The following is a 24,732-nucleotide window of genomic DNA, read 5'->3' as shown; positions in this document are numbered from 1 at the left end:
CATTAATGATTGGATCGGATGACAATAAAATTGCGATGAGCATGTTGATACTTTTAACAACACTGGCGTGCTACCGTGTCTCTTGCTAGGATGGATCAATACCGGGCGGGTATGATGTAATGGTAGCCTGCTAGCTTCCCAAGCTGAATGCGCGGGTTCGATTCCCGCTACCCGCTCCATTTACATTTGGGCTGTTACGGACGGAAAACACTATGGCGCGACTGAAATTGGCTCTCGGCACCCTCTCCCTGCTTCTCGTCACGACCAGTTCACAAGCAGCACTTGCCCCAAACTATCAACGCGCGAAAGAACTTACCGCTGTCATTGAAGCGGCTGCAACCGCGCTTCCGCAACATCCGATAAGCAAAGTGATCTATCAAAAAGAGGACCAGTATCAGATCATTGCCGGGCCGTGTTCTCTCAGAGCTACTATTGTCTCCAAGCCCATGAAAAATGGAGTGGTCGGGCCGCGTCAGTTTGAGGTGAAACTCGGGCAATCGCGCTGTCGCTAGTGGATTGAATTTGACGCTTGAATCCCGACTGACATAAATGCTGTTTCAAACGTCAAATTTGAAAAATCGACTAGATAGGTTTGCGTAGAATATAAATTAGCAACTGCTTGCATTTTTCCGCATTTCTGGCTTCATGAGTTTGTTGAATTTAAAACTCATATTTGGAGAAACTGATGGCAGAACCAAGCTCGCTCAATAAATATCAACCCTATGCCATTGGCATCCTGCGTATTGTGACCGCACTGCTCTATTTTGAGCACGGTACGCAAAAGGCGTTCGGCTTTCCAATCGCGGGCCCCGACAGCCTGTCTGCGATTCAGCTCGCATCGGCCTTGCTTGAAATCGTCGGTGGCGCGTTGATTTTCCTGGGCTGGTTCACTCGTCCCGTCGCCTTCATTCTTTCAGGCCATATGGCCTTTGCCTATTTCATGGCGCACTTCCCGAAGAGCTTCTTCCCTGTCGCCAATGGTGGCGATGCCGCCATTCTCTTCTGCTTCGTATTCCTGACACTCGTAGCGACCGGGGCAGGCGCATTTTCGGTCGATAATCGTAACCGTTGATCGAAATCATTCACTCAAACCGGTCAATCTGACAGGTTCAGATCACATACAGTTTTCTTGTATGTGATCTGAACAATGCGGATGATCAGAAAATGAAAATACTCTTGATCGCCCTGGCCATATTGGCCTTCCTCGTGTTTGGCTGCTTTTTGCAGACACACTTTGGCTCGTGGCAATAAGAGAGCCAGCGTAGCGCGACCTTGATTAGCAGTTTTGTAGCCTTACCTAGAGGGTTGTAACAATCAAAGGGAGTTCTTCATGCGCACTATGCTCGCAGCCATTATTCTTACGGCAACCTCCGCTGGCGCTTTCGCCGCCGCTCCAGAGGGTGCAAAGCTCTCTGAAATTATTGCCAAGATCGAACAGACTGCCGATGTGCAATATATCGATGAAGTCGATTGGAATGATCGCGGCTACTATGAAATCGAATATTTCATGAAAAATGGTGCGAAGGTCGAAATCAAAATCGATCCCAAGACCGGCGAATCCATCAAGTAACAGCGAATCTCATTGCGAGCGGCACGCACTTTAGGGTGCCGCTTTCGACTAAAATCCCGCCCGAATGGACATTTATCCCCCTTCAGAGGGAGCGGATTTCAGACGTTTTCCACAAATGCGGGTCTAAATTAGAATTATCCGAATTTTTTTATGGTCTTACGCATAGAAACGATTGACGCTGCTCCACTTCCCGAATACATGAGCAGCGTTCCTGATTGAAAAACATCAGAACAATGCGCGGGTGTAGCTCAGTTGGTTAGAGTGCCGGCCTGTCACGCCGGAGGTCGCGGGTTCGAGCCCCGTCACTCGCGCCATTCTTCTCTAAAGGGAAGAATGTTTGGAAACGAAGTTTCGTTTATTATCAATCGTATATTTTAGTTAGATAATGTAAACGCGGAGCTTTCGCTTCGCGCGTTCCTCTTGGCTTATGTCCAAAAAAATGGCGGGCCTTTCGACCCGCCAATGTATTAAATACCGAATTATTCCTGCGTAATGTTCAGCATAGGGATGGAGCCGTTTGGCAGCATGGTCGTTGGCAGCTGACCATTCCACCGCTCAGCCTGTGTGAGAGAGACCAGACCTGGATTGTCCCGCAATGCATCACCGCGCGCCTTAATGGCCTGCGCCTCTGCATCACCCTTCAAGCGAATGGCTTCTGCGTCAGCCTGTGCTTGCAAACGCACGGAATCCGCCTGCGCCTGAGCATCAGCACGCCGCGCATCTGCCTGCGCATTGGCCTGTGTAACGGTAATTTCTGCCTGTACTTTTTCGCGTTCAGCATTCTGGCGAAGTCGCTGAACCTCCACTTCGGCCAGCATACGCTGCTCGATGCTTGCTTCATATGAGTCAGAAAAATCAATATTTTCGATCTGCACGCTGTCGATAATGACTGGACCACTCACGCTTTTCTGGATTGCGTCGGCGATCTCTTGATTGAGCCGACTGCGCTCCTGAATAGCTGTCACGGCAGCAAAGCGCCCAAAAACTGTTTTACTTTCTTCAAACACGCGACGCTCGACCAGACGAGACAGGAGCCCGTCTTCACCGCCATAAGTGGCATAGACTTCTTCCACACGATCTGGCGGAATGCGGTAGTTTACCGAAAGGTTCATCGTCGCGGGCTGCTGATCCCGGCTATAGGCTTCCATGCCGTTATAAATTGCGGCCTTGGACTGCACCGAAACCCGAATTACAGAGTCGATCAAAGGAATCTTGAAGCCAAGTCCTGGCTGGGCGACACCAGCAACCGCTCCATAACGGAGAATAACACCGCGCTCACCTTCGTCGATAGTATACCAGGATCCCAGAATGACGCTCAAAATAGCTAAGCCAATAAAACCGGCAATAGCTGTTGGAATATGACGCATATCATCTCCTCATACGCTCAATTAATAGATGCTCAATAAGCGCAAAAGTCAGATATTAAAAACGAAACAAAGCTGAATAGACGAGTATCGACAATTATTTTGAGATTTTTAGATTTACTCTAATTCTCATGGACAATGACATAGCTGAATAATCACCACCTACCCTCAGAAGGCACCCCGATAGATTATCGCGAGAATATTATTAAAACTGCACATACTATGTGAATTACGGCGTATTTCCCTTTTATATTCAGACCACTATACGGGATTGTCTAATATAACTTTGAATAGTCACGAGGAACGAACAATGAAAGCATACCTTCTTGCAATCGCTGTTGTAATGGCCGCTGCTTCACCTTCGCTCGCTTGCACCGCTGAAGAAGTAAGTGCAAAGGCAACAGAGTTTTCCACGAAGATGCAGGAACTTGCAGCCAAAGACCCACAGAAGGCATCCGAAGTTGCACAGAAGCTTTCTGGTGCGCAGTCGCAGCTCACGACTGATCCTGAGAGCGCCTGCAAGGTCTATGACGATATTCTTGCTGACCTGAAGTAATTCTCTGAATGGCGGCGTTCGCATTTGAGCGCCGCCACCAAATATGCATTCTATCAATGAATTAGAAGGTCAGCTGCACATCGAGCGCCTTCTCGCACTCGGTAAGATCAGCACCCAATTTGGTCAGAGCGGTGTCGTATTCCGGCTCCTGAGTGCTGTCGCTTTTGATATAGCCAGCGATGATTTTCACGATATTCTGAAGCGAACTGGCAGCCGTATCGCACATCTTATACGTCTCATATGCCGCTGCATCGGAGCTATTTTTAGCGATTTCCTGCCATTCGGACTGCGCTTTGGCGACAGGTACCTGCACCTTCTCTTCCATCGCAATGCCGAGCGCTTTCGAGCGCCCATCGGAATTCTCACCCAGTTCAATATAGGTGAACAGCCCTTCAACTACAGATTTCCTGAGTTGAAGCGAATCCGTCTTTGCATCCGCAAGTGCCGGAGAAACCATCAAAATAGCAATTGCACTGGCTATGACTGCTTTGCCGAAAGAACGCACTTTTAGCTCCAGTAAAAAATTTGCGCCTTCTTTAAGCACATTGGGACCAAGGCGGAAACCCGTTTTGCGGATACCGCCATTGCCTGACTGTCAGCGATTGAATGCCAGCTTCAAGTGCAGCTGGCATTCGTTGTCAGCTATTCGCTAAGCTTCCTCGCGCGAGACAGGCCAAAGAGCCCGGAAACCAGAAGGGCTATGCCCACGCCCATAAGCCCATAACCCAAAGCGCCTGAACCAACTTCAGACTGATTGGCTGAAGCTATTGCTGCTGCCGCATCGAATGCACCTGATCCGTTTGCCTGTGCATCCATCATGGCAACAACTCCCGGCTCAGCGCATGTCGGAATGAGTGTTTTTTGGGCCTCGGCACTGTCCTTATATATATTTTTGACGTTCTGCTCACAGCGCAACTGATCAGCCGAAGAAACACCCGATGCACTAAACTGAAGATAAAAGCCACCGATTAAGAATACTACTCCTGCGGCAACCATAATAGTTGGAGCTTTAATTGCACTTTTCTGAGCCATATCGCCTTTTCCTATATAATCTTGGCGTAATAGATCGTGAGTCTTGTTACGAGACAAGGCGACAGTTCTCGTATTTAACGACTAACGACGCTGGAATCTGAAATTACAGTGATGAACTGCTGAAACCGGCGCGATTCTTCACGCCTCGCACGCTTAATGCGGCATCTGCCTTAAACTTCCAGGTTCATTCAAACCCCAGGCCTATGCTATTTTCAATATTAAGTTATTGATTTTATGGCGCACCCGACAGGATTCGAACCTGTGACCTCTGCCTTCGGAGGGCAGCACTCTATCCAGCTGAGCTACGGGTGCATTGCCGGGAGGCTTAAGCCTCGATCCAGCCGTTTCTAGCTGAACCACGTCATTGCTTCAATGGTCTATTTGGCAAAATAACCATGAAAATCCGCGTGTTCTGTTTGTGTGCCTCCATCACGGGATTATTGGTCCTCCCCAAACCTAACGCGGGAAGGAAACCATGTCGCCATAAAGCTCATGGAGCTTGGCCTTCACCGCAGGTGAGTTTTGATAAATCTCAATAAACCGTCTCAGACGAGGATCATCACGCAGTTCAGGTCGTGTCACGAATTGAAACGCATAGATCGGCTCATTTTCGAAAATCAGACCTGATGATGCTTCCAATCCAGCGAGTTTGGCAAATGTTGGATAAGTTGCAGCAGCATCCACATCATCCAACGATCGCGCAATCTGCGGACCGTCAAGCTGCACGATCTTAAGCGGTTTCTTCCAGGTCAATACATCCTCAAGGCTGGCGCGTTGATCTGTACCGGGCTTGAGTTCCAGAAAGCCCGCCTGTTGCAAAAGAAGCAAAGAGCGCGCCGTGTTAATCACATCTCCTGAGAAGACGATCTGGGCATTATCGGGGAGATCCTCGAGCTTTGAGTATTTTTTGGAATATAGCCCGAAAGGTGTGCTGAACGCCGGTGCAACTGGGACAAGCCCATTGCCTGTGTTCGAGTTTGTGTAGTTCAAATAGGGAATATGCTGAAAGAGATTGGCATCGACCGTCTTGTCCGCTACGGCGGTATTGGGTGTGTCCCAGTCGCTGAACTCCACCAGCTCCACGTTTAATCCCTGCTCTTTTGCTTCAGCGGCAGCTATTTCAGCAGCCTGATTGGATATGCTCGTGGCAAGCGCAATCCGCAACGTGCCCTTCTCTTCAGCATGAAGACCAGCAGGCAACGATAGTCCGAAGAGTATTGCTGCGGAAAGAAACAAAAAATGGCGACGGTGCAGCTTGCCGGAAATGTTTGGAATAGTAGATTTTGGAAGGACGGTCATGTCAGGCCTAAAGTTGATATTCTTCGTCCAGTATATAGATTAACGTGAACATTAAGAAGCAAAATCGATAGCTTGATCGCAATTCAGAGGACACTTGATCACGATCAATGAGGACAGCGTTAGTTGTCTCTAATTGTCTTATTAACGTCATTGGACGGTGACAGTTTCACGATTTACAGCCGTTTATGACTGCATAAATACCTCCCCCGCTTAACAGCAGAAAGGATACATCATGTCAAACACAGCTAAGGTTGCATTGGTAACAGGTGCAGCACAGGGTATTGGACGCGGCATCGCTCTCCGTCTCGCCAAGGATGGCTTTGATATTGCACTGGTCGACCTGAAAGCAGACAAGCTCGAAGCCGTTAAAAAGGAAGTTGAAGCGCTTGGGCGCAAGGCATCCACCTTCTCCGCCGATGTCAGCAAACGCGATGATGTTTATGCTGCAATCGACCATACCGAGAAGGAACTGGGTGGATTTGATGTCATCGTCAACAATGCCGGTATCGCACAGGTTCAGCCGATTTCCGATGTTAAGCCGGAAGAAGTTGACCGTATCCTGAAAATCAATATCGAAGGCGTTCTGTGGGGCATTCAGGCAGCGGCAGCCAAATTCAAAGCGCGCGGACATAAGGGCAAGATCATTAATGCCTCATCGATTGCGGGCCATGATGGATTTGCGATGCTGGGTGTTTATTCGGCTACCAAGTTTGCCGTTCGCGCGCTCACACAGGCCGCTGCGAAGGAATATGCAAGCTCTGGCATCACGGTGAATGCTTATTGCCCTGGCATCGTCGGGACAGACATGTGGGTCGAAATCGATGAACGTTTCTCGGAGTTGACCGGCGCGCCAAAGGGCGAAACCTATAAGAAATACGTCGAAGGCATCGCGCTTGGCCGTGCTCAGACGCCAGAAGATGTTGCCTCGCTGGTATCGTTCCTCTCGAGCCCAGATTCAGACTACATCACCGGACAGGCGATCCTTACCGATGGTGGTATTGTTTACCGCTAAACATGGGGCAAAAAAGGCGGGAATTTCCCGCCTTTTCCTTATCCCACATGCAGACCCGGTGCTTCCTGGCCGGTGCTCTCAACATATTCGGTGTAGCCGCCGCCATATTGCTGAATGCCATCTGGCGTAAGTTCCAGTACACGATTGGACAGTGCCGCAAGAAAACGACGATCATGCGATACGAAAAGCATCGTACCTTCATAGGATGAAAGTGCCTTGATCAGCATTTCCTTAGTATCGAGATCCAGATGGTTCGTCGGCTCATCAAGTACGAGGAAGTTCGGTGGATCAAACAGCATTGCCGCCATCACCAGCCGGGCTTTCTCGCCGCCGGAAAGCACGCGACACTTCTTTTCGATATCGTCGCCCGAGAAACCAAAACAGCCGGCCAAGGCACGTAGCGGTGCCTGCCCTGCTTTTGGAAAGCGCTGCTCCAGCCATTCAAGAATGGTGCTGTCGCCATCCAGAATATCCATCGCGTGCTGCGCGAAATAGCCAAGCTTCACGCTGGCACCGAGGTTTACGATGCCCTGATCTGGCTCGGTCGCTCCTGTGACGAGCTTAAGCAGCGTCGATTTTCCTGCGCCATTTACACCCATGATGCACCAGCGTTCACGACGGCGGACCATAAAGTCCAGACCATCATAGATCGAGCGGCTTCCATAGGCCTTGTTGACGCCCTTGAGGCTGACCACATCTTCTCCTGAACGCGGCGCCGGCGCAAAATCAAAGGCAACGGTCTGACGGCGACGTGGCGGCTCAACCCGGTCGATTTTCTCAAGCTTCTTTACACGGCTCTGCACCTGTGAGGCATGGGACGCGCGTGCCTTGAACCGTTCAATGAATTTTATTTCCTTGGCCAGCATTGCCTGTTGGCGCTCAAATTGGGCCTGCTGCTGCTTTTCATTAAGCGCCCGCTGACCTTCATAGAAACCATAATCGCCGTTGTAGGAATTAAGCGAGCCACCATCAATTTCGATGATCTTGGTGACAATACGGTTCATGAACTCGCGGTCATGCGAGGTCATGAGCAGAGCACCGTCATAATTCTTGAGAAATGCTTCAAGCCAGATAAGGCTTTCGAGATCGAGATGGTTGCTCGGTTCATCGAGAAGCATAACATCGGGACGCATCAAAAGAATACGGGCGAGAGCCACACGCATCTTCCAGCCGCCGGACAATTTACCGACGTCGCCGTCCATCATTTCCTGACTAAAACTCAGACCTGCAAGCACTTCGCGTGCACGACCATCCAGCCCGTAGCCGTCCAGCTCTTCGTAGCGGGCCTGAACCTCGCCATAGCGCTCAATAATTGCATCCATTTCGTCGAGACGATCAGGATCGCACATCGCGGCTTCCAGTTCACGCAACTCTGCGGCCACAACACTGACCGGGCCTGCCCCATCCATCACTTCCGCAACAGCCGAGCGCCCACCCATTTCACCAACATTCTGGTTGAAATAGCCGATCGTTACGCCTTTCTCGACTGTGACCTGACCTTCATCAGGCAACTCTTCGCCGGTAATCATACGGAAAAGCGTTGTCTTGCCAGCGCCATTCGGTCCGACAAGGCCAATCTTCTCACCACGGTTCAAGGCGGCGGAAGTTTCGATAAAGAGAATACGGTGGCTGTTGGACTTGCTGATATTGTCGATGCGGATCATGTGCGTGGGAGGCCTTGTGATAACTTGGCCTCCCTATGGCATGGCTTGCCCGCGCTGTCACGTGGCGCAATGACAGTTGCGGCCATTCTTCGCTTAAGGAATGTGATGCAACCACTTCTCAGTAGCGAATTTTTCCTCAGCGAGTTGCTCGGCTGCAGCAAACTCCTCTGGTGTGATTGATCCGCTCACGCCACCGTTCAATGATACGAACATTTCCGTCATGCGATCAATGACTTCGCGGCGCGGCAAGCCGGTCTGGCTGCGCACAGGGTCAACGCGCTTGACAGCACTGGCCGTACCCTTATCTGAAAGTTTTTCTCGCCCAATGCGCAGAACTTTCACCATTTTCTCGGCGTCCATATCATAAGCCATGGTGACATGATGCAGAACGGTGCCGCCGGAATACCGCTTCTGGGCTGCTCCGCCGATCTTGCCCTTTGAGCTCGAAATATCGTTAAGCGGTTTATAGAATGCGTCAATTCCAAGCGAATTCAGCGATTTCAGAACCCATTCATCGAGGAATGCGTAGGAATCGGCAAAGCTCATGTCGCGGACCAGATCGCCTGGCGCATAGAGCGAATAGGTAATCGAGTTGCCCGGCTCGACAAACATGGCACCGCCACCCGTTACGCGACGCACGGTTTCCACACCCAATTCCCTGGTTGCGTCCATATCCACTTCATTACGCAGCGACTGAAACGCACCAATGATGATCGACGGACGTTCCCACTCCCAGAAACGCAAAGTCGGTGCACGGCGTCCTGCGGCCACTTCACGTGCCAAAACTTCGTCCAAAGCCAGATGCATTGTCGGCGTAAGAGGCGGAATATCAATAATCTGCCATTCGTAGTCGCGCCATGTACGAGCAACGCCGAGCGCGCGACGAACGGCAATTGCCACAGCTTCCGGGCTAAAACCGATCATGAATGCATCGGGACGAAGTCCCTTACGAACTGCATCGGCAATCTCTTCGGCCGAGGCGGTTGCTGGCAAGCCGTTCAGTGCATCGCGAATGTCGTCGAGGGCTTCAGCCGGTTCGAGAAAAAAGTCGCCTGCAACCTGAACCTGGCTCAGCTTGTTATCCTGAACTTCCAGATCAATAACGACCAGCTTGCCACCGTGGACCTTGTATTCACCATGCATTTTCTTACGACCTTGCTGACGGGAAACATCAGACTGCACTCTTGCGGATTCAACACAAAAAGGGAACTATCTAACTGGAATTTTTACACGATTTGCATTCAATTAGCCGTACGCGCATGAAATTCGACCAGTTGAAATGCGGGCCGCCGTTCATTCTATATTCAAGAACTAAATTCTATAAGAACGCATCAGACATTCAAACAATGGTGTTAGCCATGACAGCTCTTCTGTCTAATAAAATCAGCCTCATCGCAGGCCTGTCAGCCTTCGTTGCATCTTTATACGCATTTGCTCCCGCGCTAGCGGAAGCAGCACAATTGCAGCGTTGTGCTGGTGAAAATGAAACCTGCAGGCTTCCGTATCCGACCGAAGTCATCTACGGCGCAAACGGTCGTGGAACGTCTCAGTTCATCGATGGCCCGAACGTGCGTTGCTCCAACCAGGTTTTTGGTGATCCCGCACCTGGCGCACGAAAAAGCTGCTCTTTTGTTGTCCGTGATCGTTATGAAGACCGGCGTGATGATCGCCGCAATGATTGGCGCGACGATCGACGCGATGACCGCCGCAATGACTGGCGTGACAACAGGCGCGATGATCGAGGTCGCGGTGACTGGCAACAATGCGCGAAAGAAAAAGGATTCTGCGATTTTTATGGCCGTAAGGTCGTGCGTTACGGAGCCAAGGGGCGTTTCGTAGAACGCGTATTCCGTGATGGCGTTCGCTGTGACAACCGTAGTTTCGGCGATCCTGCGCGTGGTCAGGGAAAAGCTTGTTACATTCAGAACTAAAATATCTATAGCGAACAAATAAAGCGCCGATCTGATTCAATCAGATCGGCGCTTTATCTAATTTCTTTAGCTCTCATCTTATATGGCAGAAGCAGGAGAGCACTCGCTTCACACGCGAGGGGTCACAGGTTCAATCCCTGTCGCGCCCACCATTCTTGCAACGATTTACTTATAGATAGCCGGATAAGAATTGACCGCTCAAAGAGCGGCCAATCGAGATTCTGCCGTTTTATCGAACGCTTTCTGCAAGCCTGAATCACGGTCGTAAATGTCGTTGAAGAAACGAACATTGCCGTTCGCATCCGGCCAGGCTGTGAAATAGGCAATGTAAACCGGAACAGGATTTGCCACCTTGAGGCCGCGCTCGTCCTTGCCGAAATATTTGCCCAGCTCTTCGACCGGCTTACCCAAAACGGCTGCTGCCATATCGCGTGGACGCTCCAGACGAATACAGCCATGGCTCAGCGCACGCATGTCACGACTGAAATAGGATTTCGCCGGGGTATCGTGCATGTAGATATCATGGGCATTGGGGAACAGAATCTTCAATTCACCCAAGGCGTTATCAAGGCTCGGCTTCTGGCGGATGCCAACATGGGCTTTACCGGCAGCAACTGCGCTCCAGTTTACAGCGCTTGCCGAAACCTTCTTGCCGCCAACATAGACTTCATAGCCATTACGATCGAGATAGCTCGTATCGCGCATGACCTTGGGGAGCATTTCGTTCAGGATAATCGAGCGAGGCACGCCCCAGGACGGATTGAAAACAACCGTCTGGACCTTGTTATAGAAGAAATAGGTCTGATGCGTTGGCGAACCAATGACCACATTCATCGCCAGCTTTTCTTTGCCGTGTTCGAAATATTCAGCCCGATAGGATGGCTGGTTGACCATCACATAGCGCGAACCAAAATCGTGTGGCAGCCAGCGCAGACGCTCCATCGAATAGAGAATACGATCACGTTTGACCGAATCCTGTTCGCCCTGAAGTGCTGCAATCGTGTTCTTGCCGATGATGCCATCCGGCGTGCTGCCGGAAAGCTTCTGATAATCTTTGATGGCTACCGCCAACTCTGGATCATAGATGCTGGCATCCGCATGGGCCTGCAGCACATTGCGATGCTGTTCGAGATAGCTGGCAGGCGCATGTCGCGTAATCAACGCCACGACTTTGCCCAGCTGATCGTTGGTGTCGCCGGGGCGGATCGCCTTATCGAGCGAAATTCGGATAGGTTCACCTGCTGGCGCTTCGGTCTGTGCCAGTTCGCGTTTCAATGAAGCGTAAGCCTCATTGTTGGGCTGGAAACTCTTAAGATAAGCGACCGGATCGCTTTCGGATGCGAGCCGCGCCAGCACAGCCTTTGGATCAACGCGACCACGTGGCAGATCATGGAACCCACTCAACCTGTCGGCAACAACACGGCCCTCGCCAGCATCAATTGCATAACGCAGAGCGCGCGCAGACATGCGGATTTCAAAGTCAGCAAGCTTCTGCTGGCGTTCCGTCAGCTCTGCTTCATCAAAATGATCACCCGGTATAGCGACAGCATATTCTTCAGGGTTCAGACCGTCATCGTCAGCCTGCGCGAAGAAAGCTGCAACGTTCCGTGCTTTATCGAGCGCCTTGTTATCTGATGACCAAAGGAATGTGCGCTTTTCTGAATAGAAACTGACGATCGCTTCGGCGACCTGCTTTTCAGCTTTGACATCGACGGTTTTGAGATAATCCGTTGCCGCATCAAAAGCGCGTTCGCCCTGGGTTTCGTCAACCTTTTTCGAACGGCCAATCGGCGACATGCCTGACGTCAAAGGATCGACGTGAGCCGGATCAACTGCAGCCGTCACCTGCATATCAACAGCCGAAAAATCGACCTTTATCAGAGCGTCCGGCTTGTAATTGTAGATTTGTGGACCTTTGACCGTGACACGCTGCGCTGGCGGCACGGCTGCCCTCGGCACTGAAACAGGCTTCGCGGCACGCCGTTCGGGAGCCACTGGTGCAGCCTGCACAGGAGGTTGGGCTTGCTGCTGGCGGCGCTGCTGAAACAGCTCCAGCAACGAATTTGCTGCCTGCGCCTGCGCTGTCGAGAACAGTGTCGATGCTGCGAGAGCGAAAGCAAGCGCATTACGGACATAAGGACCGCTCTTGCGGTTATCGTTGATGTCCCGATTCAAATGTCTGGAGAACTGCATTCTAACCGCCAATTCAATGCAATCGCTAAAAAGCGAATCCGCTTCAATCTTTGCCCATAGAATTGATGAATGTCGTATAGAATCTTTTAACGTTAACGCATCCTCCAATAATTTTGGCCCCAACTCCATCAATTTTTCTTGAAAAGTGCCTTGGCGGACACACCGCTTGCCGTTTTAGTACCCGGCTGAACAATGTGCCGCAGTGGATTTCGCCCTCCATCACGATAAAAGCCCCGCAGAATATGCCCCGACTTTGGTATTGGGCAAAATAACGGAGTGCATCTCACGAGATGCCGCAGGCAAGCAAGCGAGGTACCACAATGGCAGAAGCAAGCGCCGCCGATCTTTTCCCAATTGGCGAAGATAAAACCCCTTATCGCAAACTGACGTCGGATCATGTTTCGGTCGATACGTTCAAGGGACAGGAAATCCTGAGCGTAGATGCTGAAGGCCTGCGCATTCTTTCGGAAGCGGCATTTGCTGATATCAATCACCTGTTGCGCCCGGGGCATCTGCAGCAGCTTGCCAACATTATGGAAGATCCGGAAGCCACCGATAATGACCGCTTCGTGGCCTATGACCTTTTGAAAAACGCCAATATCGCGGCCGGTGGTATTTTGCCGATGTGTCAGGACACTGGCACTGCGATCATCATGGGTAAGAAAGGCCGTCGCGTCTGGACTGAAGGCGGCGACGCTGATGCGTTGGGTGCTGGCGTTCTTGATGCTTACAACAAGAAGAACCTGCGTTATTCGCAGCTTGCCCCCCTTTCGATGTTCGAGGAAAAGAACACCAAGAACAATCTGCCTGCTCAGATCGACATCTATGAAGAAGGCGAGGATGCCTACAAATTCCTGTTTGTAGCCAAGGGCGGCGGTTCGGCCAACAAGACTTTCCTGTTTCAGGGCACGCCATCGCTGCTGACGCATGATCGCATGATCGACTTCCTGAAGGACAAGATCCTCAGCCTCGGCACGGCCGCCTGCCCGCCTTATCATCTGGCGATTGTCATTGGTGGCACGTCTGCTGAAATGAACCTGAAGACAGTGAAACTGGCATCGACACGCTATCTCGACAACCTGCCCACTGAAGGTTCCGAAACCGGTCATGCTTTCCGTGATCTGGAAATGGAAGCCGAGATTCACAAACTGACCCAGTCGCTTGGCGTCGGCGCGCAGTTCGGCGGCAAATACTTCTGCCATGATGTCCGGGTTATCCGCTTGCCGCGCCATGGTGCATCGCTGCCTATTGGGCTTGGCGTATCCTGCTCTGCTGACCGTCAAGCCAAAGGAAAAATCACCAAGGATGGTATCTTCCTTGAGCAGCTGGAAACCAATCCGGCACAATATATGCCGGAAATCGACGAAGAAAAGCTGTCGTCGCACGTGGTCAAGATCGACCTCAATCAGCCGATGGAAGACATTCTCAAAGAATTGTCGAAGCATCCGGTAAAGACGCAGCTCTCGCTGACCGGATCGATTATTGTCGCACGCGATCTCGCACATGCGAAAATTCGTGAACGCCTGGAAAATGGCGAAGCGATGCCCGATTATTTCAAAAACCATCCGATCTATTATGCAGGTCCCGCAAAAACTCCGACAGGCTATGCGTCTGGTTCATTCGGCCCGACAACGGCAGGTCGCATGGATTCCTATGTCGATCAGTTCCAGTCGTTTGGCGGCTCGATGGTGATGCTCGCCAAGGGCAATCGTTCACGTCAGGTTCGCGAAGCCTGTGGCACGCATGGCGGCTTCTATCTGGGCTCTATTGGTGGCCCCGCCGCCCGTCTTGCGCAGGACTGCATCAAGAAGGTTGAAGTGGTCGAGTATCCAGAACTCGGCATGGAAGCCATCTGGCGCATCGAAGTGGTCGATTTCCCGGCCTTTATCGTTATCGATGACAAGGGCAACGACTTCTTCAAAGAACTCAATTTAGGTTAAAGCACAAAGGGGCGGTCTTTATTTCAACGCGCATCTTATCCGAAAACCGTTTCACACTTTTCGGGATGCGCTGATACCGCCCTTTTCTTTATCTCGGATCGCGTTTCAGCCCTTTTTCAGAGAGCTCATCGAGATAAGTCTGCCAAAGCGTGTCTTTCTCTGTGCCAAGCTTATGGAGATAGGTCCATGAGAACAGGCCTGTATCGTGCATATCGTCAAAGGTAATGCGGACGGCATAATTACCAATCGGGTCCATGCGCATAATTTCGACATTGCGCTTGCCGCCAACAGTCACGCGTTGCTCTGGCGAGTGCCCCTGCACTTCCGCCGATGGAGACAACACACGCAGAAGCTCCGCAGTCAGCTCGAACCGTTCGCCGCTTTCGAACGCCACCGTCAGAAGCTTGCGATCTTTCGAGACACGCAATTCAGTTGGCCAGACATCACTCATAATTGTTCTCCGTCATTCCAGCGGCTGTTCATTTCTGAATTTCGCCAAATCAAAGAGATATTGATGTTCAGCCTCGAAGAGAAGAGACAAAAGGCCTGACGCGTCAGATTAATGCCTTATCACTTGAAGGTGCTTAGCAAACGCGTAAACTGGACAAAGCGTTCGAGGCCACTTATCTAGAACCAAGATGCAGAATGGGTTCTGCAGCGCGTGGAAACAATGGCTTACTCTATGCAAGGTTCTCAAGTTCTGCCTGTTGTTTCTCCCACCGGACAAATGATTGATCCGTTTGGGCGCGCGGTAACCTATTTGCGCGTTTCAGTCACTGATCGTTGTGACTTCCGCTGCACATATTGCATGGCGGAGCACATGACTTTTCTGCCGAAGAAAGACCTGCTGACGCTCGAGGAACTCGACCGGATTTGCAGCGCATTCATCGAGAAAGGCGTTCGCAAACTGCGCCTGACAGGCGGCGAACCGCTTGTCCGCAAGAATATCATGCATCTCATTCGCGGGCTGTCGCGTCACCTTAAAACAGGCGCACTCGACGAATTGACGCTCACCACCAATGGTTCCCAGCTGGCCCGATATGCGGATGAACTGGCAGATTGCGGTGTGCGTCGCATCAATGTTTCGATGGATACACTCGATCCTGATAAGTTCCGCACCATCACGCGTTGGGGCGATCTTGATCGTGTCATAGAGGGTATCAATGCGGCTCAGAAGGCTGGCATTCGCGTTAAAATCAACGCGGTTGCGCTGAAAAGCTTCAATGAGTTCGAAATCCCGGAACTGATCCGCTGGGCGCATGGCCGCGACATGGACATGACCTTGATCGAAACCATGCCCATGGGCGAAATCGAGTTTGATCGTACCGATCAGTATTTGCCACTTTCGCAGCTGCGCACCGATCTGAGCCAGCAGTTCACGCTGTCAGACATTCCATACCGCACAGGCGGCCCTGCCCGTTATGTTAACATTGCTGAAACCGGCGGGCGTCTTGGTTTCATCACGCCCCTCACACACAATTTCTGCGAAAGCTGCAATCGCGTGCGCCTCACCTGCACCGGCATGCTCTATATGTGCCTCGGACAGAACGACGATGCGGATTTGCGCGTTGCAGTGCGAGCGAGTGAAAGCGACAGCATACTAAACGATGCTATTGATGAAGCCATCTCTCGCAAGCCCAAAGGTCATGATTTCATCATAGATCGTGACCACAACCGCCCGGCTGTTGCGCGTCACATGAGCCTTACCGGCGGATAATAATTTAAATACATACGCAACAAGTGGTCTGATTCCGATATTTGCATCCCTCGATACAGGCGTTAAACAAATGTCGGAATCAAAAAGACCACTAGCAAGAATTTGAATCTAGTGGATTTTTCGAATTTGACGTTTGAAACAGCATTTGTGTCAGTCGGAATTCAAACGTCAAATTCAATCCACTAGTATAAATTGGACCGAATCCAATTGATGCGATAGCGATATACATTCCTAAACCGGATTCCATATCGTGCCGCAGTCAGCTAATTTTCGCGCAAGTATATTTATGCTCCTCGCCATGGGTACATTCACCATCGGCGATACTATGACGAAATATCTGCTGACGCAGATGAACAGCGGTCAGTATATGTTTATCCGCGGGATATTCGCGACAATTGCGATAGGCCTGCTTGCCTGGCGCAACGGCGCATTGCGCCATTTGTCGATGGACTTGATGACGGTTTTGCGCGTCTTGGGCGAAGTGCTGGCGACCGTCACTTATATCTTCTCTCTCGGTCATCTTTCACAGGCATTTTGTTCAGCAGTATTTCAGGCAACGCCTCTGGTCGTCACCCTGGGTGCCGTACTTTTCCTCAATGAGAAAGTTGGCTGGCGGCGTTGGATGTGTATCTCCTTCGGGCTTGTCGGCGTTATCATTATTATTCGCCCCGGCGCCGATAGCTCGGCAAGCCTTGCTGCTGTTGGCATTCTGCTATCCAGCGTCTGTTTTGCAGCCATGCGTGATATCGCAACCCGTCGTGTGCCAGCACATGTCCCGACACTATATCTGTCCACGCTGACCGCCGGTGCCATAGCTCTCACTGGCGGTGGCCTCATCCTGCCTATGGGTGGCTGGCAACCCGTTGGCCTCGTACCAGTTCTTATCATGGCTTTGGCTGCAGGACTTCTGCTGGTCGGATACCACTTCATCATCATGGCCATGCGTGAAGGTGAAATCTCTTTTGTCTCACCATTTCGCTATTCGAGCCTGCTTTGGGCGATTCTGTTGAGCACCGTTGTCTTCAATGAAGCTCCAGATTCCTATACAATTGCCGGGTCAATTCTCGTCGTCGGCAGCGGCATCTATATGGTTTATCGTGAAAATGTTCGCAAAAAGCGCGAACAGAACAAAAGCACATTGGCCGCAACACCAACCGGAGTGGAACCTTCGTAATGGGAGGCGCGATCCGCATTGCAGGCGCAATTATTGCGGGTGGAAAATCCAGTCGTATGCAAGCGGGCGGTGTGGCTGGTGATAAATTCCTGCAAAAACTCGGCTCACAAACGATCATCGAACGTGTTGCAGAGCGGCTTTCGCCACAAGTCGATCATGTTTTTCTCAATGCAAATGGCGATCCCAGCCGTCTACCAAAGCTGAATATTCCAGTAATCGGAGATAAGCCTTCTTCGCATGGTGGACCACTCCTCGGGCTAAAGACCGCACTGGAATACAGTCGCGAGTTCTCTGTCTTACTAAGCGTTGCAGCCGACAGCCCGTTCTTTCCCTGCGATCTAGCGTCCCGACTATATGAGCAGCAAAAGAAAACTGCCGCTCGCATTGTGCTGGCGAGCTCGAATGGTCGTGTCCATCCGATTTTCGGGCTTTGGAGAACTGACCTATTGCAGCCACTCGACGAATGGCTCGCACATACTGACAAAGCCAGCGTCCTCGCCTTCGCACACCATATAGGCTTTGAAGAGGTCGAATTTCCTCTTATACAGCTTGCTAAAAGCGAGAGGTATGATCCTTTCTTCAACATCAACAGACCTGATGATCTGATTGAAGCGACCCGTCTCAATGAGGCCCTGAAATGACCCATAAGCTATTCGGCATCACTGGCTGGAAAAATTCGGGCAAGACCACGCTGACCGAAAAGCTCGTTCAGGAACTGACCAAACGCGGCTACCGAATCTCCACTGTGAAACACGCACACCACAATTTTGATATTGATCACGTCGGCACGGATTCGTGGCGACACCGAAATGCAGGAGCCGCAGAAGTCGCAATTGTATCCTCAGCGCGCTTTGCAATTATGCATGAAAATCTGGGTGAGGAAGAGCCATCATTAGAAGCGATTGTGGGTAAACTCGCCCCGTGTGACCTGGTTCTGATTGAAGGTTACAAGCGCGAATCTCATAAGAAAATCGAACTTCGACGCTCTGGTGGACATGAAGGCCCACCGCTATCCGACGTTGATCCCAGCATCGTTGCAATTGCAAGCGATCACGTGGTGCAACATGAAAAATTGCCCGTGTTTAGTCTGAATGCAGTCGAAGAAATTGCCGACTTCGTTGTGCAATTGATGGAGCTTTGAGGATTTCTCCGTTAATTTAATCAAAGTCCGTAAAAACCACGGCCATATTACCTTATTCTATAGAAAACCCTTTTAATTCCCCTTTCTGCATGCACAATTAAATTACGCAAACCGTCTTGCAATGACATAGAAAATGGTGGGATTATCAAGTTCTGGGCGGATGATTGGGCATAAGTGCGAAAAAATATTGCGCATCGTCAACTCTAGCATCTATTTGTAATGAACGGGGGATCCACTGTCAGACTTACTACTTAAAGTTTTATGTCGACAGCGTCTCTTGAAGCGGCTGAACCAGAAAAAGAATCAGGGAACCAGCCACAACTAAACGAGAGGACTAAGAATGCGCGTTATGAAGCGTATCGCTGCGGCGACATCAGTTGCAGTACTGGCAATCACACTCGGCAGCATGAGCGCCGGTATTGCCAATGCTCAGGACCCCCTGAAACTCAAGATTGGGACGGAAGGTGCCTACCCTCCATTCAATTTCATCAAGCCAGACGGCACACTTTCCGGCTTTGACGTTGATATTGCCCGGGCGCTCTGCGACGAAATGAAAGCCGAATGTGAGTTCGTGACGCAGGAATGGGACGGTGCTATCCCTGCCCTTCAGTCCGGCAAATTCGATGCCTTCATCGCGTCCATGTCCATCACAGACGAACGCAAGAAGCAGGTCGACTTCTCAAACAAATATTACAACACACCTCCCGGTGTTGCAGCGCCTAAGGATACCGACATCAAGGGCGTGACCAAGGAAGACCTCGCAGGCAAGACAATTGGCGTACAGGTTTCGACCACGCACTCCAACTATTCGGAAAAAACCTTCACCGACAGCACGATCAAGGCTTACCCGACTGCGGAAGAATATCGTCTCGATCTCGCAAATGGTCGCCTAGATGCCGTTAACGACGACAGCGTGACACTGGCCGAATGGCTGAAATCGCCAGATGGCGCTTGCTGTAAGATGGTTGGTACTTTCCCACCAGTTATCGAAATTCACGGTCCTGGTGCTGGCGTTGCCTTCAAAAAGGGGCGTCCTGAGCTGATTGAAAAGTTCAATGAAGCGATCAAGGCAATCCGCGCTAACGGTAAGTACAAAGAAGTCAATGACAAGTACTTTGATTTCGATGCGTATGGTGCAGAAAACTAAGATATTTTAACATTCAAACGCCGGTTTACTTCTATGTAAACCGGCGTAACTATTTGGGCTATAATGAGAAAATCAAAATTTATCAGGTTCTGTTTCACTACAGACCTGAAGCCCTCGGGAAGAGATTAGGCGCATGGAACATTACGCCACCTTATTGAGTTTCGGCCCTGACGGTTGGGGCGTCAGTATCGCCAACGGGCTTATGGTGACAATCGCATTGGCCGTCGCGACCCTACCCGTTGGCCTCGCTCTTGGCTTTATCGTTGCCTTGGGCAAGCAATCGGAAGAACCATCAATCCGGCTTGCGAGCAATATCTACACGACTATTTTTCGCGGACTACCGGAGCTACTGACGCTCTTCCTTGTATACTTCGGCGCGTCGCTTGGTTTGCAACGCCTACTCACCTTGTTCGATATCAATGCAAATATCGAGATCAATGCCTTTGTCGCAGGTATGATCGCACTTGGCTTCGTTTTTTCATCTTATTCGAGCGAAGTCTTCCTGTCGGCATTTCGGGCTATACCGCGTGGACAGTATGAAGGCGGTTATGCAGTTGGTCTTTCGCACTGGCAGACGATGCGCAAAATCATTCTGCCGCAATTGATCAAGATTGCACTTCCGGGCCTCGCCAATCTCTGGCTTGTGCTGCTGAAAGACACATCGCTCGTTTCGGTCATTACACTATCTGACATTCTGCGCCAGACGTCGATTGCCGCACGCGTGACCAAGGAGCCATTCCTGTTCTTCGGCGTCGCCTGTTTGCTCTATCTCGCACTTGCAATCATCTCCTCATATTTCATCAACCGCATCGCTCGTTGGGCAGATGCGGGTAGTAACGCGTCGCGGGGAGCCTGATTATGAGTGAAATCACCTCTCGCAGCGCAGCAGATGTCCTGGCCCCGCCTCCGGTTATCAGAGGCTGGACACGCGCACGCATTGCAGGCCATATCATCGTTGCATTCTGGGCACTGCTTTTCGTCGGACTGGTGCTGTATCTTTATAATGCGTGGCGTATTGATCTGTTTGAAACCTATGCCCCGCGTTATTGGTCCGGACTGCTGGTCACGTTGCGGCTTGTTGCAGTTTCGATTGTTATTGGCGCACTCTTGTCGCTACCGATCACAGCGGCTCGCATGTCGAAGAATCGATGGCTACGCGGCATCGCTTTTGCCTATGTCTATTTCTTCCGTGGCACACCGCTGCTCGCCCAAACCTTCCTGATCTATTACGGTTTCGGCACCTTCCGTCCTTTCCTTGAAAGTGTTGGCCTTTGGGTATTCTTCCGCGACGCATGGAACTGTGCGATTCTGGCCTTCTCGCTCAACACCGCAGCCTATCAGGCGGAAATCCTGCGTGGCGCTATTCAGAGCGTTGCCGTCGGACAGTGGGAAGGCGCAGCGGCTCTCGGTATCTCCAAGCGTGTGACGTTCTGGAAAGTGATCCTGCCTCAGGCTTTGATCGTGGCTCTGCGTCCGTATGGTAATGAAATCATCCTGATGATCAAGGGATCGGCTATCGTCGCAATCATCACCGTGCTCGACCTCATGGGGGAAACACGCCGTGCCTATTCAAGGACATTTGATTTCCAGACTTATATTTGGGCAGCAGTTATCTACCTGCTGATTGTCGAATGTCTGCGACACGTCTGGGACTTTCTTGAACGGCGACTGACAAGACATTTGATACGCTGAACTGACGAATAAAAGAAAATTTATCGCCCCCGTTAGCCTTGCAGCTACCGGGGGCGATCTGCTTTAAATACACGCTTGTTGTGAGGCGCAGCTCGCGTCTTTTAATCGCAAATCGATAGGCTCAATCATGCTGAAAATCTGGGGTCGAACCAATTCCACCAATGTAAAAAAGGTGCTTTGGATAGCTGAAGAACTTGGTCTCGAATATGAACAGATCGATGTCGGTGGACAGTTTGGCGGTCTGCAGGATGCGAATTTTCTGGCCCGCAACCCCAATGGTCTCATCCCGCTTCTTGAAGACGGCAACACCACACTTTGGGAATCCAATGTAATCGTTCGCTATCTTGCTGCAACGCATGCAAAGAGCGGCCTGTGGATTGAAGCTCCTGCAGAACGTGCTCAAGCAGAAAAATGGATGGATTGGGCACCCTCCACGCTCTATGCCGACTTTCGTGATGTGATCACGAACTTGATCCGCCTCCCGGAAGATAAGCGCGACAAGGCGGTCATGCAGCGGGGGATTGATGGCATGACGCGATCGCTCAAAATTGCTGATCAGGCACTTGCCAACCAGCCGTGGTTATCGGGTGAAAATTTTGGCGTCGGCGATATTCCGCTGGGTTGCTATGCTTATGCATGGTTCGAGTTTCCAATCGAACGCGCATCAACGCCTCATCTCGAAGACTGGTATAACCGTCTTACGCAGCGCCCCGCCTATCGCAAAGCGGTTATGACGCCCCTTACCTAATCTATGTTTCGACGCGTTTCCTCTGGAGGTTTTAGACAATGACAGCAATTAAAGTGGCCTTCCTCGGCCTCGGCGTGATGGGCTATCCGATGGCTGGCCATCTGAAGACCAAAGGTGGCTACAACGTTACAGTTTATAATCGCACGAGTGCAAAGGCCCTCAAATGGGCCGAACAATTCGATGGCAACCATGCGGCCACACCTGCTGAAGCAGCACGCGATGCTGATTTCGTTTTCTGCTGCGTTGGCAATGACAATGATCTGCGTGAAGTGACAACCGGTTCAAATGGCGCTTTTTCGACAATGAAAAAGGACGCTATTTTTATCGACAACACCACGGCTTCCGCGGAAGTCGCACGTGAACTCGACGCTGAAGCGCAGAAGCGTGGATTTCATTTCATTGACGCGCCTGTGTCTGGCGGCCAGGCTGGTGCAGAAAACGGCGTTCTGACCGTGATGGCCGGCGCGTCAAATGCCGTTTTTGACAAAGCCAGACCAATCATCGAAGCCTATGCGCGCTCGGTCGGGCTGATGGGGCCTGTTGGATCAGGCCAACTCGCCAAGATGGTCAATCAGATCTGCATTGCGGGTCTTGTTCAGGGCCTCGCGGAGGGTATCCACTTCGGTAAAAAGGCTGGCCTCGATATTGAGAAGCTGATCAGTGTCATCTCCAAGGGCGCTGCAGGCTCATGGCAGATGGAAAACCGGCATAGCACCATGAACGAAAGCAAATATGAGTTTGGCTTTGCTGTCGACTGGATGCGCAAGGACCTCGGTATCTGCCTTGAGGAAGCCAACCGCAATGGTGCGGCTCTGCCTGTAACCGCCCTGGTTGATCAATTCTACAAGGAAGTGCAGAAAATCGGCGGTGGCCGCTGGGATACGTCTTCCCTGCTTGCCCGCCTTGAACAGTAAAATCTTCGCTCTCAAACGAAAAAGCCCGGCTTGAAGCCGGGCTTTTATTGTCCTGATTAAACAATCAGAACTTGACCTTAGCCGTCAGCGACAACGCACCGACGAAGTCATTGCCGAAATCACCCTTAGAGCCCGTGGCACTATATACGCCGTTTACGTAGGTATCATCGATTTCACCCGACGACAGCCAACCAGCAGCGCCCGCAAGGCGAACTTCAAAGTTTTCGGTTGCTTTATAATTGGTACCCAAACCAAACAACCAGATATCAGTCTGTGATGTCAGGCCCGTCGATGTACCACGATCCCAAGTTACAGTCGCTGCGGCCGACCACTGATCATTGAACTTATGCCCAACGCCACCGCTAACGGTCCATCCATCCTGATAATACAGGTTGAGACCCGTGACCCTCTGCCCCTGCGGCACAACCTGGTTCGCTTTGGCAAGGAAATTAACATCCGTAACTGTAGACCAGTCTGTCCACTTAACCGAACCAAATGCAAGCCAATCCGGTGCGATACCTGTCTGGAACTTGAACTCAACCGACTGAGGGGTTGCAACATCGCCGTCAACAGCAATCGGAATGCTGGCTCCAGTCCGTGGATTCAAAGCCAGATTATCAATCGTTCCGTCGAGAGTGTACTTCACTTCAGACTGGTATACGACGCTCGCACGAATTGCATATTCAGGGATTTCATAGGCAGCACCAAGGCGCCAGCCCACAGAGCTGTCCTCAACGTCCAATGATGCAACACGCCACGAGCCACCGAATGGATGACCGAATGGAGGTATCGCTTTGGTCTGTTCACCCTTCAGTTCCTGATAGCTGACGCCGCCGAGAAGACGGAAATAACCCTTTTCACCAGCAGCAAATCGATAGGAACAGTTCAGGCCGTAATCATGAGAAGAAATCTTCTGCTCAATCGCAACGAAGCTTCGAACAGTATCTAGTCCAACATCGGTCTCGATACCCCAAGGCTGACGATACTGAGCAGAGCAAGCCAGATCTTCCGTAAGATCAAATTTGGCCGAAAACTTCGGAACCCAATAGCTCTTTGCTTCATCAACATCAGTTCCATAAGCCTGTCCAGTGAACGGGTTTCTCCCGCCGGTTAAAGCCCCGATACCGGACCCCCGGATGTTCTTCAGCTTACGCTGTGGGGCTACGAACGTGCCTGTTGTGTCAATTACGGTGCCTTGCTCAAACAGGGTATCAAAATCCTGCGAACTGCGTTCAAGCCCGCCTGCATGTGCACTAACGGCACTCCCCAACAGACCGACTGCGATCCCGACAGCTTTCATGCGCTGCAGCTTCATAAAATGTCCTCCCAAACAGAATGCGATGAACTTCAGCAATTTACTTTGACGCAAACGTAAATCAGGAAGGATTCAGCCTGCAAGATGCATAAATTGGGAGAACAGCAAGTAGCGAAGATGTGTTTTGACGAAAAGCGTAAAATCGGGGTGCCAATTATGAATTCTTCTAAGTTTCAAGGCACAATTAACGCCAAAAACTGCCAGATTTCGCCATTTTTTGACCCAAATAGAGCCTTGTTGCTAAAGCGCAACAGCCCTAAAAAACAATCGAAACGGCGGTTCGATGAACTTCGGAACGCCTTGAAACACTAAATTCCAATCCC

General features: G+C 51.1%; 25 protein-coding genes and 3 tRNA genes. 18 read left to right on the top strand and 10 right to left on the bottom strand.

All coding sequences use genetic code 11. The features are described 5' to 3' along the window. The first annotated feature begins 105 nt into the window (after positions 1–105). The 5 genes from ACSME1_RS00705 (at position 106) to ACSME1_RS00685 (ending at position 1,884) form a co-directional block, all read left to right on the top strand. A tRNA-Gly gene (locus ACSME1_RS00705) sits at positions 106–179 on the top strand. Between the two features lie 33 nt (positions 180–212). Further along, the gene (locus tag ACSME1_RS00700) at positions 213–512 is read left to right on the top strand and encodes a hypothetical protein (RefSeq protein WP_024898744.1); all 300 of its coding nucleotides are present in this window, start codon (positions 213–215) and stop codon (positions 510–512) included. 173 nt (positions 513–685) lie between these two features. Beyond that, positions 686–1,072: a DoxX family protein gene (locus ACSME1_RS00695; RefSeq protein ID WP_024898745.1), complete on the top strand. Its 387-nt coding sequence runs from the start codon at positions 686–688 to the stop codon at positions 1,070–1,072. A gap of 258 nt (positions 1,073–1,330) precedes the next feature. Further along, positions 1,331–1,570 carry a PepSY domain-containing protein gene (locus ACSME1_RS00690; RefSeq protein WP_024898746.1) on the top strand — a complete coding sequence of 80 codons (240 nt, stop codon included), beginning with the start codon at positions 1,331–1,333 and terminating at the stop codon, positions 1,568–1,570. A 237-nt stretch (positions 1,571–1,807) separates the two neighbouring features. Continuing rightward, a tRNA-Asp gene (locus ACSME1_RS00685) sits at positions 1,808–1,884 on the top strand. 165 nt (positions 1,885–2,049) lie between these two features. Here ACSME1_RS00685 and ACSME1_RS00680 read toward each other — a convergent pair. After that, positions 2,050–2,937: a prohibitin family protein gene (locus ACSME1_RS00680; protein ID WP_024898747.1), complete on the bottom strand. Its 888-nt coding sequence runs from the start codon at positions 2,935–2,937 to the stop codon at positions 2,050–2,052. 307 nt (positions 2,938–3,244) lie between these two features. On the opposite strand from ACSME1_RS00680, the gene ACSME1_RS00675 reads away from it, so the two are divergent. After that, positions 3,245–3,490 carry a hypothetical protein gene (locus ACSME1_RS00675; protein WP_024898748.1) on the top strand — a complete coding sequence of 82 codons (246 nt, stop codon included), beginning with the start codon at positions 3,245–3,247 and terminating at the stop codon, positions 3,488–3,490. A 61-nt stretch (positions 3,491–3,551) separates the two neighbouring features. Here the strand turns inward: ACSME1_RS00675 and ACSME1_RS00670 are convergent, their stop codons facing one another. The 4 genes from ACSME1_RS00670 to ACSME1_RS00655 all read right to left on the bottom strand — a co-directional run bounded on the left by ACSME1_RS00670 (position 3,552) and on the right by ACSME1_RS00655 (position 5,821). Next, positions 3,552–3,995 carry a hypothetical protein gene (locus ACSME1_RS00670; protein ID WP_024898749.1) on the bottom strand — a complete coding sequence of 148 codons (444 nt, stop codon included), beginning with the start codon at positions 3,993–3,995 and terminating at the stop codon, positions 3,552–3,554. A 137-nt stretch (positions 3,996–4,132) separates the two neighbouring features. Continuing rightward, positions 4,133–4,579 carry a hypothetical protein gene (locus ACSME1_RS00665; RefSeq protein WP_235822339.1) on the bottom strand — a complete coding sequence of 149 codons (447 nt, stop codon included), beginning with the start codon at positions 4,577–4,579 and terminating at the stop codon, positions 4,133–4,135. Between the two features lie 178 nt (positions 4,580–4,757). Beyond that, positions 4,758–4,834 (bottom strand) — tRNA-Arg (locus ACSME1_RS00660). Between the two features lie 144 nt (positions 4,835–4,978). After that, complete coding sequence (locus tag ACSME1_RS00655) at positions 4,979–5,821, bottom strand: MetQ/NlpA family ABC transporter substrate-binding protein (RefSeq protein ID WP_105705965.1); 843 nt, start codon at positions 5,819–5,821, stop codon at positions 4,979–4,981. 232 nt (positions 5,822–6,053) lie between these two features. On the opposite strand from ACSME1_RS00655, the gene ACSME1_RS00650 reads away from it, so the two are divergent. Then, positions 6,054–6,833 carry an acetoin reductase gene (locus ACSME1_RS00650; RefSeq protein ID WP_100559050.1) on the top strand — a complete coding sequence of 260 codons (780 nt, stop codon included), beginning with the start codon at positions 6,054–6,056 and terminating at the stop codon, positions 6,831–6,833. Between the two features lie 38 nt (positions 6,834–6,871). Here ACSME1_RS00650 and ACSME1_RS00645 read toward each other — a convergent pair whose 3' ends face one another. Both ACSME1_RS00645 and ACSME1_RS00640 read right to left on the bottom strand, forming a co-directional pair. Then, the gene (locus ACSME1_RS00645) at positions 6,872–8,497 is read right to left on the bottom strand and encodes an ABC-F family ATP-binding cassette domain-containing protein (protein WP_024898857.1); all 1,626 of its coding nucleotides are present in this window, start codon (positions 8,495–8,497) and stop codon (positions 6,872–6,874) included. A gap of 93 nt (positions 8,498–8,590) precedes the next feature. After that, a complete protein-coding gene (locus tag ACSME1_RS00640) occupies positions 8,591–9,679 on the bottom strand; it encodes a lipoate--protein ligase family protein (RefSeq protein WP_235822338.1) in 1,089 nt (362 codons plus the stop codon). Positions 9,680–9,855: 176 nt separating this feature from the next. Here ACSME1_RS00640 and ACSME1_RS00635 point away from each other — a divergent pair, with 176 nt between their 5' ends. Continuing rightward, a complete protein-coding gene (locus ACSME1_RS00635; protein WP_105706065.1) occupies positions 9,856–10,428 on the top strand; it encodes a hypothetical protein in 573 nt (190 codons plus the stop codon). Between the two features lie 198 nt (positions 10,429–10,626). Here the strand turns inward: ACSME1_RS00635 and ACSME1_RS00630 are convergent, their stop codons facing one another. Continuing rightward, the gene (locus ACSME1_RS00630; RefSeq protein ID WP_105705966.1) at positions 10,627–12,621 is read right to left on the bottom strand and encodes a L,D-transpeptidase family protein; all 1,995 of its coding nucleotides are present in this window, start codon (positions 12,619–12,621) and stop codon (positions 10,627–10,629) included. Positions 12,622–12,941: 320 nt separating this feature from the next. Between ACSME1_RS00630 and ACSME1_RS00625 the strand changes: the two genes are divergently transcribed. Then, on the top strand, positions 12,942–14,561 hold the full coding sequence (locus ACSME1_RS00625) for a fumarate hydratase (protein ID WP_024898860.1): 1,620 nt from the start codon (positions 12,942–12,944) through the stop codon (positions 14,559–14,561). Between the two features lie 88 nt (positions 14,562–14,649). On the opposite strand, the gene ACSME1_RS00620 is transcribed toward ACSME1_RS00625, so the two are convergent. After that, on the bottom strand, positions 14,650–15,012 hold the full coding sequence (locus ACSME1_RS00620) for a gamma-butyrobetaine hydroxylase-like domain-containing protein (protein ID WP_024898861.1): 363 nt from the start codon (positions 15,010–15,012) through the stop codon (positions 14,650–14,652). Positions 15,013–15,243: 231 nt separating this feature from the next. Here ACSME1_RS00620 and moaA point away from each other — a divergent pair, with 231 nt between their 5' ends. From moaA to ACSME1_RS00575, 9 genes are all read left to right on the top strand, one after another. Further along, positions 15,244–16,278, top strand: a complete 1,035-nt coding sequence (gene moaA, locus ACSME1_RS00615) for a GTP 3',8-cyclase MoaA (RefSeq protein WP_105705968.1) — start codon at positions 15,244–15,246, stop codon at positions 16,276–16,278. A gap of 286 nt (positions 16,279–16,564) precedes the next feature. After that, complete coding sequence (locus ACSME1_RS00610) at positions 16,565–17,452, top strand: DMT family transporter (RefSeq protein ID WP_051514848.1); 888 nt, start codon at positions 16,565–16,567, stop codon at positions 17,450–17,452. A 56-nt stretch (positions 17,453–17,508) separates the two neighbouring features. Next, positions 17,509–18,093, top strand: coding sequence for a molybdenum cofactor guanylyltransferase (gene mobA, locus ACSME1_RS00605; RefSeq protein WP_435654957.1), 585 nt, complete (start codon positions 17,509–17,511; stop codon positions 18,091–18,093). Beyond that, positions 18,090–18,593, top strand: coding sequence for a molybdopterin-guanine dinucleotide biosynthesis protein B (gene mobB / locus ACSME1_RS00600; RefSeq protein WP_100559065.1), 504 nt, complete (start codon positions 18,090–18,092; stop codon positions 18,591–18,593). Before mobA ends, mobB begins: the two co-directional genes overlap by 4 nt. A 340-nt stretch (positions 18,594–18,933) precedes the next feature. Continuing rightward, the gene (locus ACSME1_RS00595; protein WP_105705972.1) at positions 18,934–19,740 is read left to right on the top strand and encodes an ABC transporter substrate-binding protein; all 807 of its coding nucleotides are present in this window, start codon (positions 18,934–18,936) and stop codon (positions 19,738–19,740) included. 133 nt (positions 19,741–19,873) lie between these two features. Then, positions 19,874–20,596, top strand: a complete 723-nt coding sequence (locus ACSME1_RS00590) for an ABC transporter permease (protein ID WP_100559069.1) — start codon at positions 19,874–19,876, stop codon at positions 20,594–20,596. A 2-nt stretch (positions 20,597–20,598) separates the two neighbouring features. Beyond that, positions 20,599–21,432 (top strand): ABC transporter permease, encoded by an 834-nt coding sequence (locus tag ACSME1_RS00585; protein ID WP_024898868.1) that lies wholly within the window; start codon positions 20,599–20,601, stop codon positions 21,430–21,432. 127 nt (positions 21,433–21,559) lie between these two features. Next, positions 21,560–22,180 carry a glutathione S-transferase family protein gene (locus tag ACSME1_RS00580; RefSeq protein WP_105705974.1) on the top strand — a complete coding sequence of 207 codons (621 nt, stop codon included), beginning with the start codon at positions 21,560–21,562 and terminating at the stop codon, positions 22,178–22,180. Between the two features lie 38 nt (positions 22,181–22,218). Continuing rightward, positions 22,219–23,094 carry an NAD(P)-dependent oxidoreductase gene (locus tag ACSME1_RS00575; protein WP_105705975.1) on the top strand — a complete coding sequence of 292 codons (876 nt, stop codon included), beginning with the start codon at positions 22,219–22,221 and terminating at the stop codon, positions 23,092–23,094. Positions 23,095–23,158: 64 nt separating this feature from the next. Here ACSME1_RS00575 and ACSME1_RS00570 read toward each other — a convergent pair whose 3' ends face one another. Then, complete coding sequence (locus ACSME1_RS00570; protein WP_268877375.1) at positions 23,159–24,394, bottom strand: OmpP1/FadL family transporter; 1,236 nt, start codon at positions 24,392–24,394, stop codon at positions 23,159–23,161. Between the last annotated feature and the right edge of the window lie 338 nt (positions 24,395–24,732).

The organism is Brucella pituitosa (assembly GCF_965577835.1).
GTDB lineage: Bacteria > Pseudomonadota > Alphaproteobacteria > Rhizobiales > Rhizobiaceae > Brucella > Brucella pituitosa.
The sequence above is the reverse complement of the archived record's forward strand: the minus strand, read 5'-3'. Positions and strand labels throughout refer to the sequence as shown.

Excerpts from the sequence above, each read along its gene's own strand:
- ACSME1_RS00700 (WP_024898744.1), top strand. The coding sequence starts at position 213 with ATGGCGCGACTGAAATTGGCTCTCGGCACCCTCTCCCTGCTTCTCGTC.
- ACSME1_RS00695 (WP_024898745.1), top strand. The coding sequence starts at position 686 with ATGGCAGAACCAAGCTCGCTCAATAAATATCAACCCTATGCCATTGGC.
- ACSME1_RS00690 (WP_024898746.1), top strand. The coding sequence starts at position 1,331 with ATGCGCACTATGCTCGCAGCCATTATTCTTACGGCAACCTCCGCTGGC.
- ACSME1_RS00680 (WP_024898747.1), bottom strand. The coding sequence starts at position 2,937 with ATGCGTCATATTCCAACAGCTATTGCCGGTTTTATTGGCTTAGCTATT.
- ACSME1_RS00675 (WP_024898748.1), top strand. The coding sequence starts at position 3,245 with ATGAAAGCATACCTTCTTGCAATCGCTGTTGTAATGGCCGCTGCTTCA.
- ACSME1_RS00655 (WP_105705965.1), bottom strand. The coding sequence starts at position 5,821 with ATGACCGTCCTTCCAAAATCTACTATTCCAAACATTTCCGGCAAGCTG.
- ACSME1_RS00650 (WP_100559050.1), top strand. The coding sequence starts at position 6,054 with ATGTCAAACACAGCTAAGGTTGCATTGGTAACAGGTGCAGCACAGGGT.
- ACSME1_RS00645 (WP_024898857.1), bottom strand. The coding sequence starts at position 8,497 with ATGATCCGCATCGACAATATCAGCAAGTCCAACAGCCACCGTATTCTC.
- ACSME1_RS00635 (WP_105706065.1), top strand. The coding sequence starts at position 9,856 with ATGACAGCTCTTCTGTCTAATAAAATCAGCCTCATCGCAGGCCTGTCA.
- ACSME1_RS00630 (WP_105705966.1), bottom strand. The coding sequence starts at position 12,621 with ATGCAGTTCTCCAGACATTTGAATCGGGACATCAACGATAACCGCAAG.
- ACSME1_RS00625 (WP_024898860.1), top strand. The coding sequence starts at position 12,942 with ATGGCAGAAGCAAGCGCCGCCGATCTTTTCCCAATTGGCGAAGATAAA.
- ACSME1_RS00620 (WP_024898861.1), bottom strand. The coding sequence starts at position 15,012 with ATGAGTGATGTCTGGCCAACTGAATTGCGTGTCTCGAAAGATCGCAAG.
- moaA (WP_105705968.1), top strand. The coding sequence starts at position 15,244 with ATGCAAGGTTCTCAAGTTCTGCCTGTTGTTTCTCCCACCGGACAAATG.
- ACSME1_RS00610 (WP_051514848.1), top strand. The coding sequence starts at position 16,565 with ATGCTCCTCGCCATGGGTACATTCACCATCGGCGATACTATGACGAAA.
- mobA (WP_435654957.1), top strand. The coding sequence starts at position 17,509 with ATGCAAGCGGGCGGTGTGGCTGGTGATAAATTCCTGCAAAAACTCGGC.
- mobB (WP_100559065.1), top strand. The coding sequence starts at position 18,090 with ATGACCCATAAGCTATTCGGCATCACTGGCTGGAAAAATTCGGGCAAG.
- ACSME1_RS00595 (WP_105705972.1), top strand. The coding sequence starts at position 18,934 with ATGCGCGTTATGAAGCGTATCGCTGCGGCGACATCAGTTGCAGTACTG.
- ACSME1_RS00590 (WP_100559069.1), top strand. The coding sequence starts at position 19,874 with ATGGAACATTACGCCACCTTATTGAGTTTCGGCCCTGACGGTTGGGGC.
- ACSME1_RS00585 (WP_024898868.1), top strand. The coding sequence starts at position 20,599 with ATGAGTGAAATCACCTCTCGCAGCGCAGCAGATGTCCTGGCCCCGCCT.
- ACSME1_RS00580 (WP_105705974.1), top strand. The coding sequence starts at position 21,560 with ATGCTGAAAATCTGGGGTCGAACCAATTCCACCAATGTAAAAAAGGTG.
- ACSME1_RS00575 (WP_105705975.1), top strand. The coding sequence starts at position 22,219 with ATGACAGCAATTAAAGTGGCCTTCCTCGGCCTCGGCGTGATGGGCTAT.
- ACSME1_RS00570 (WP_268877375.1), bottom strand. The coding sequence starts at position 24,394 with ATGAAAGCTGTCGGGATCGCAGTCGGTCTGTTGGGGAGTGCCGTTAGT.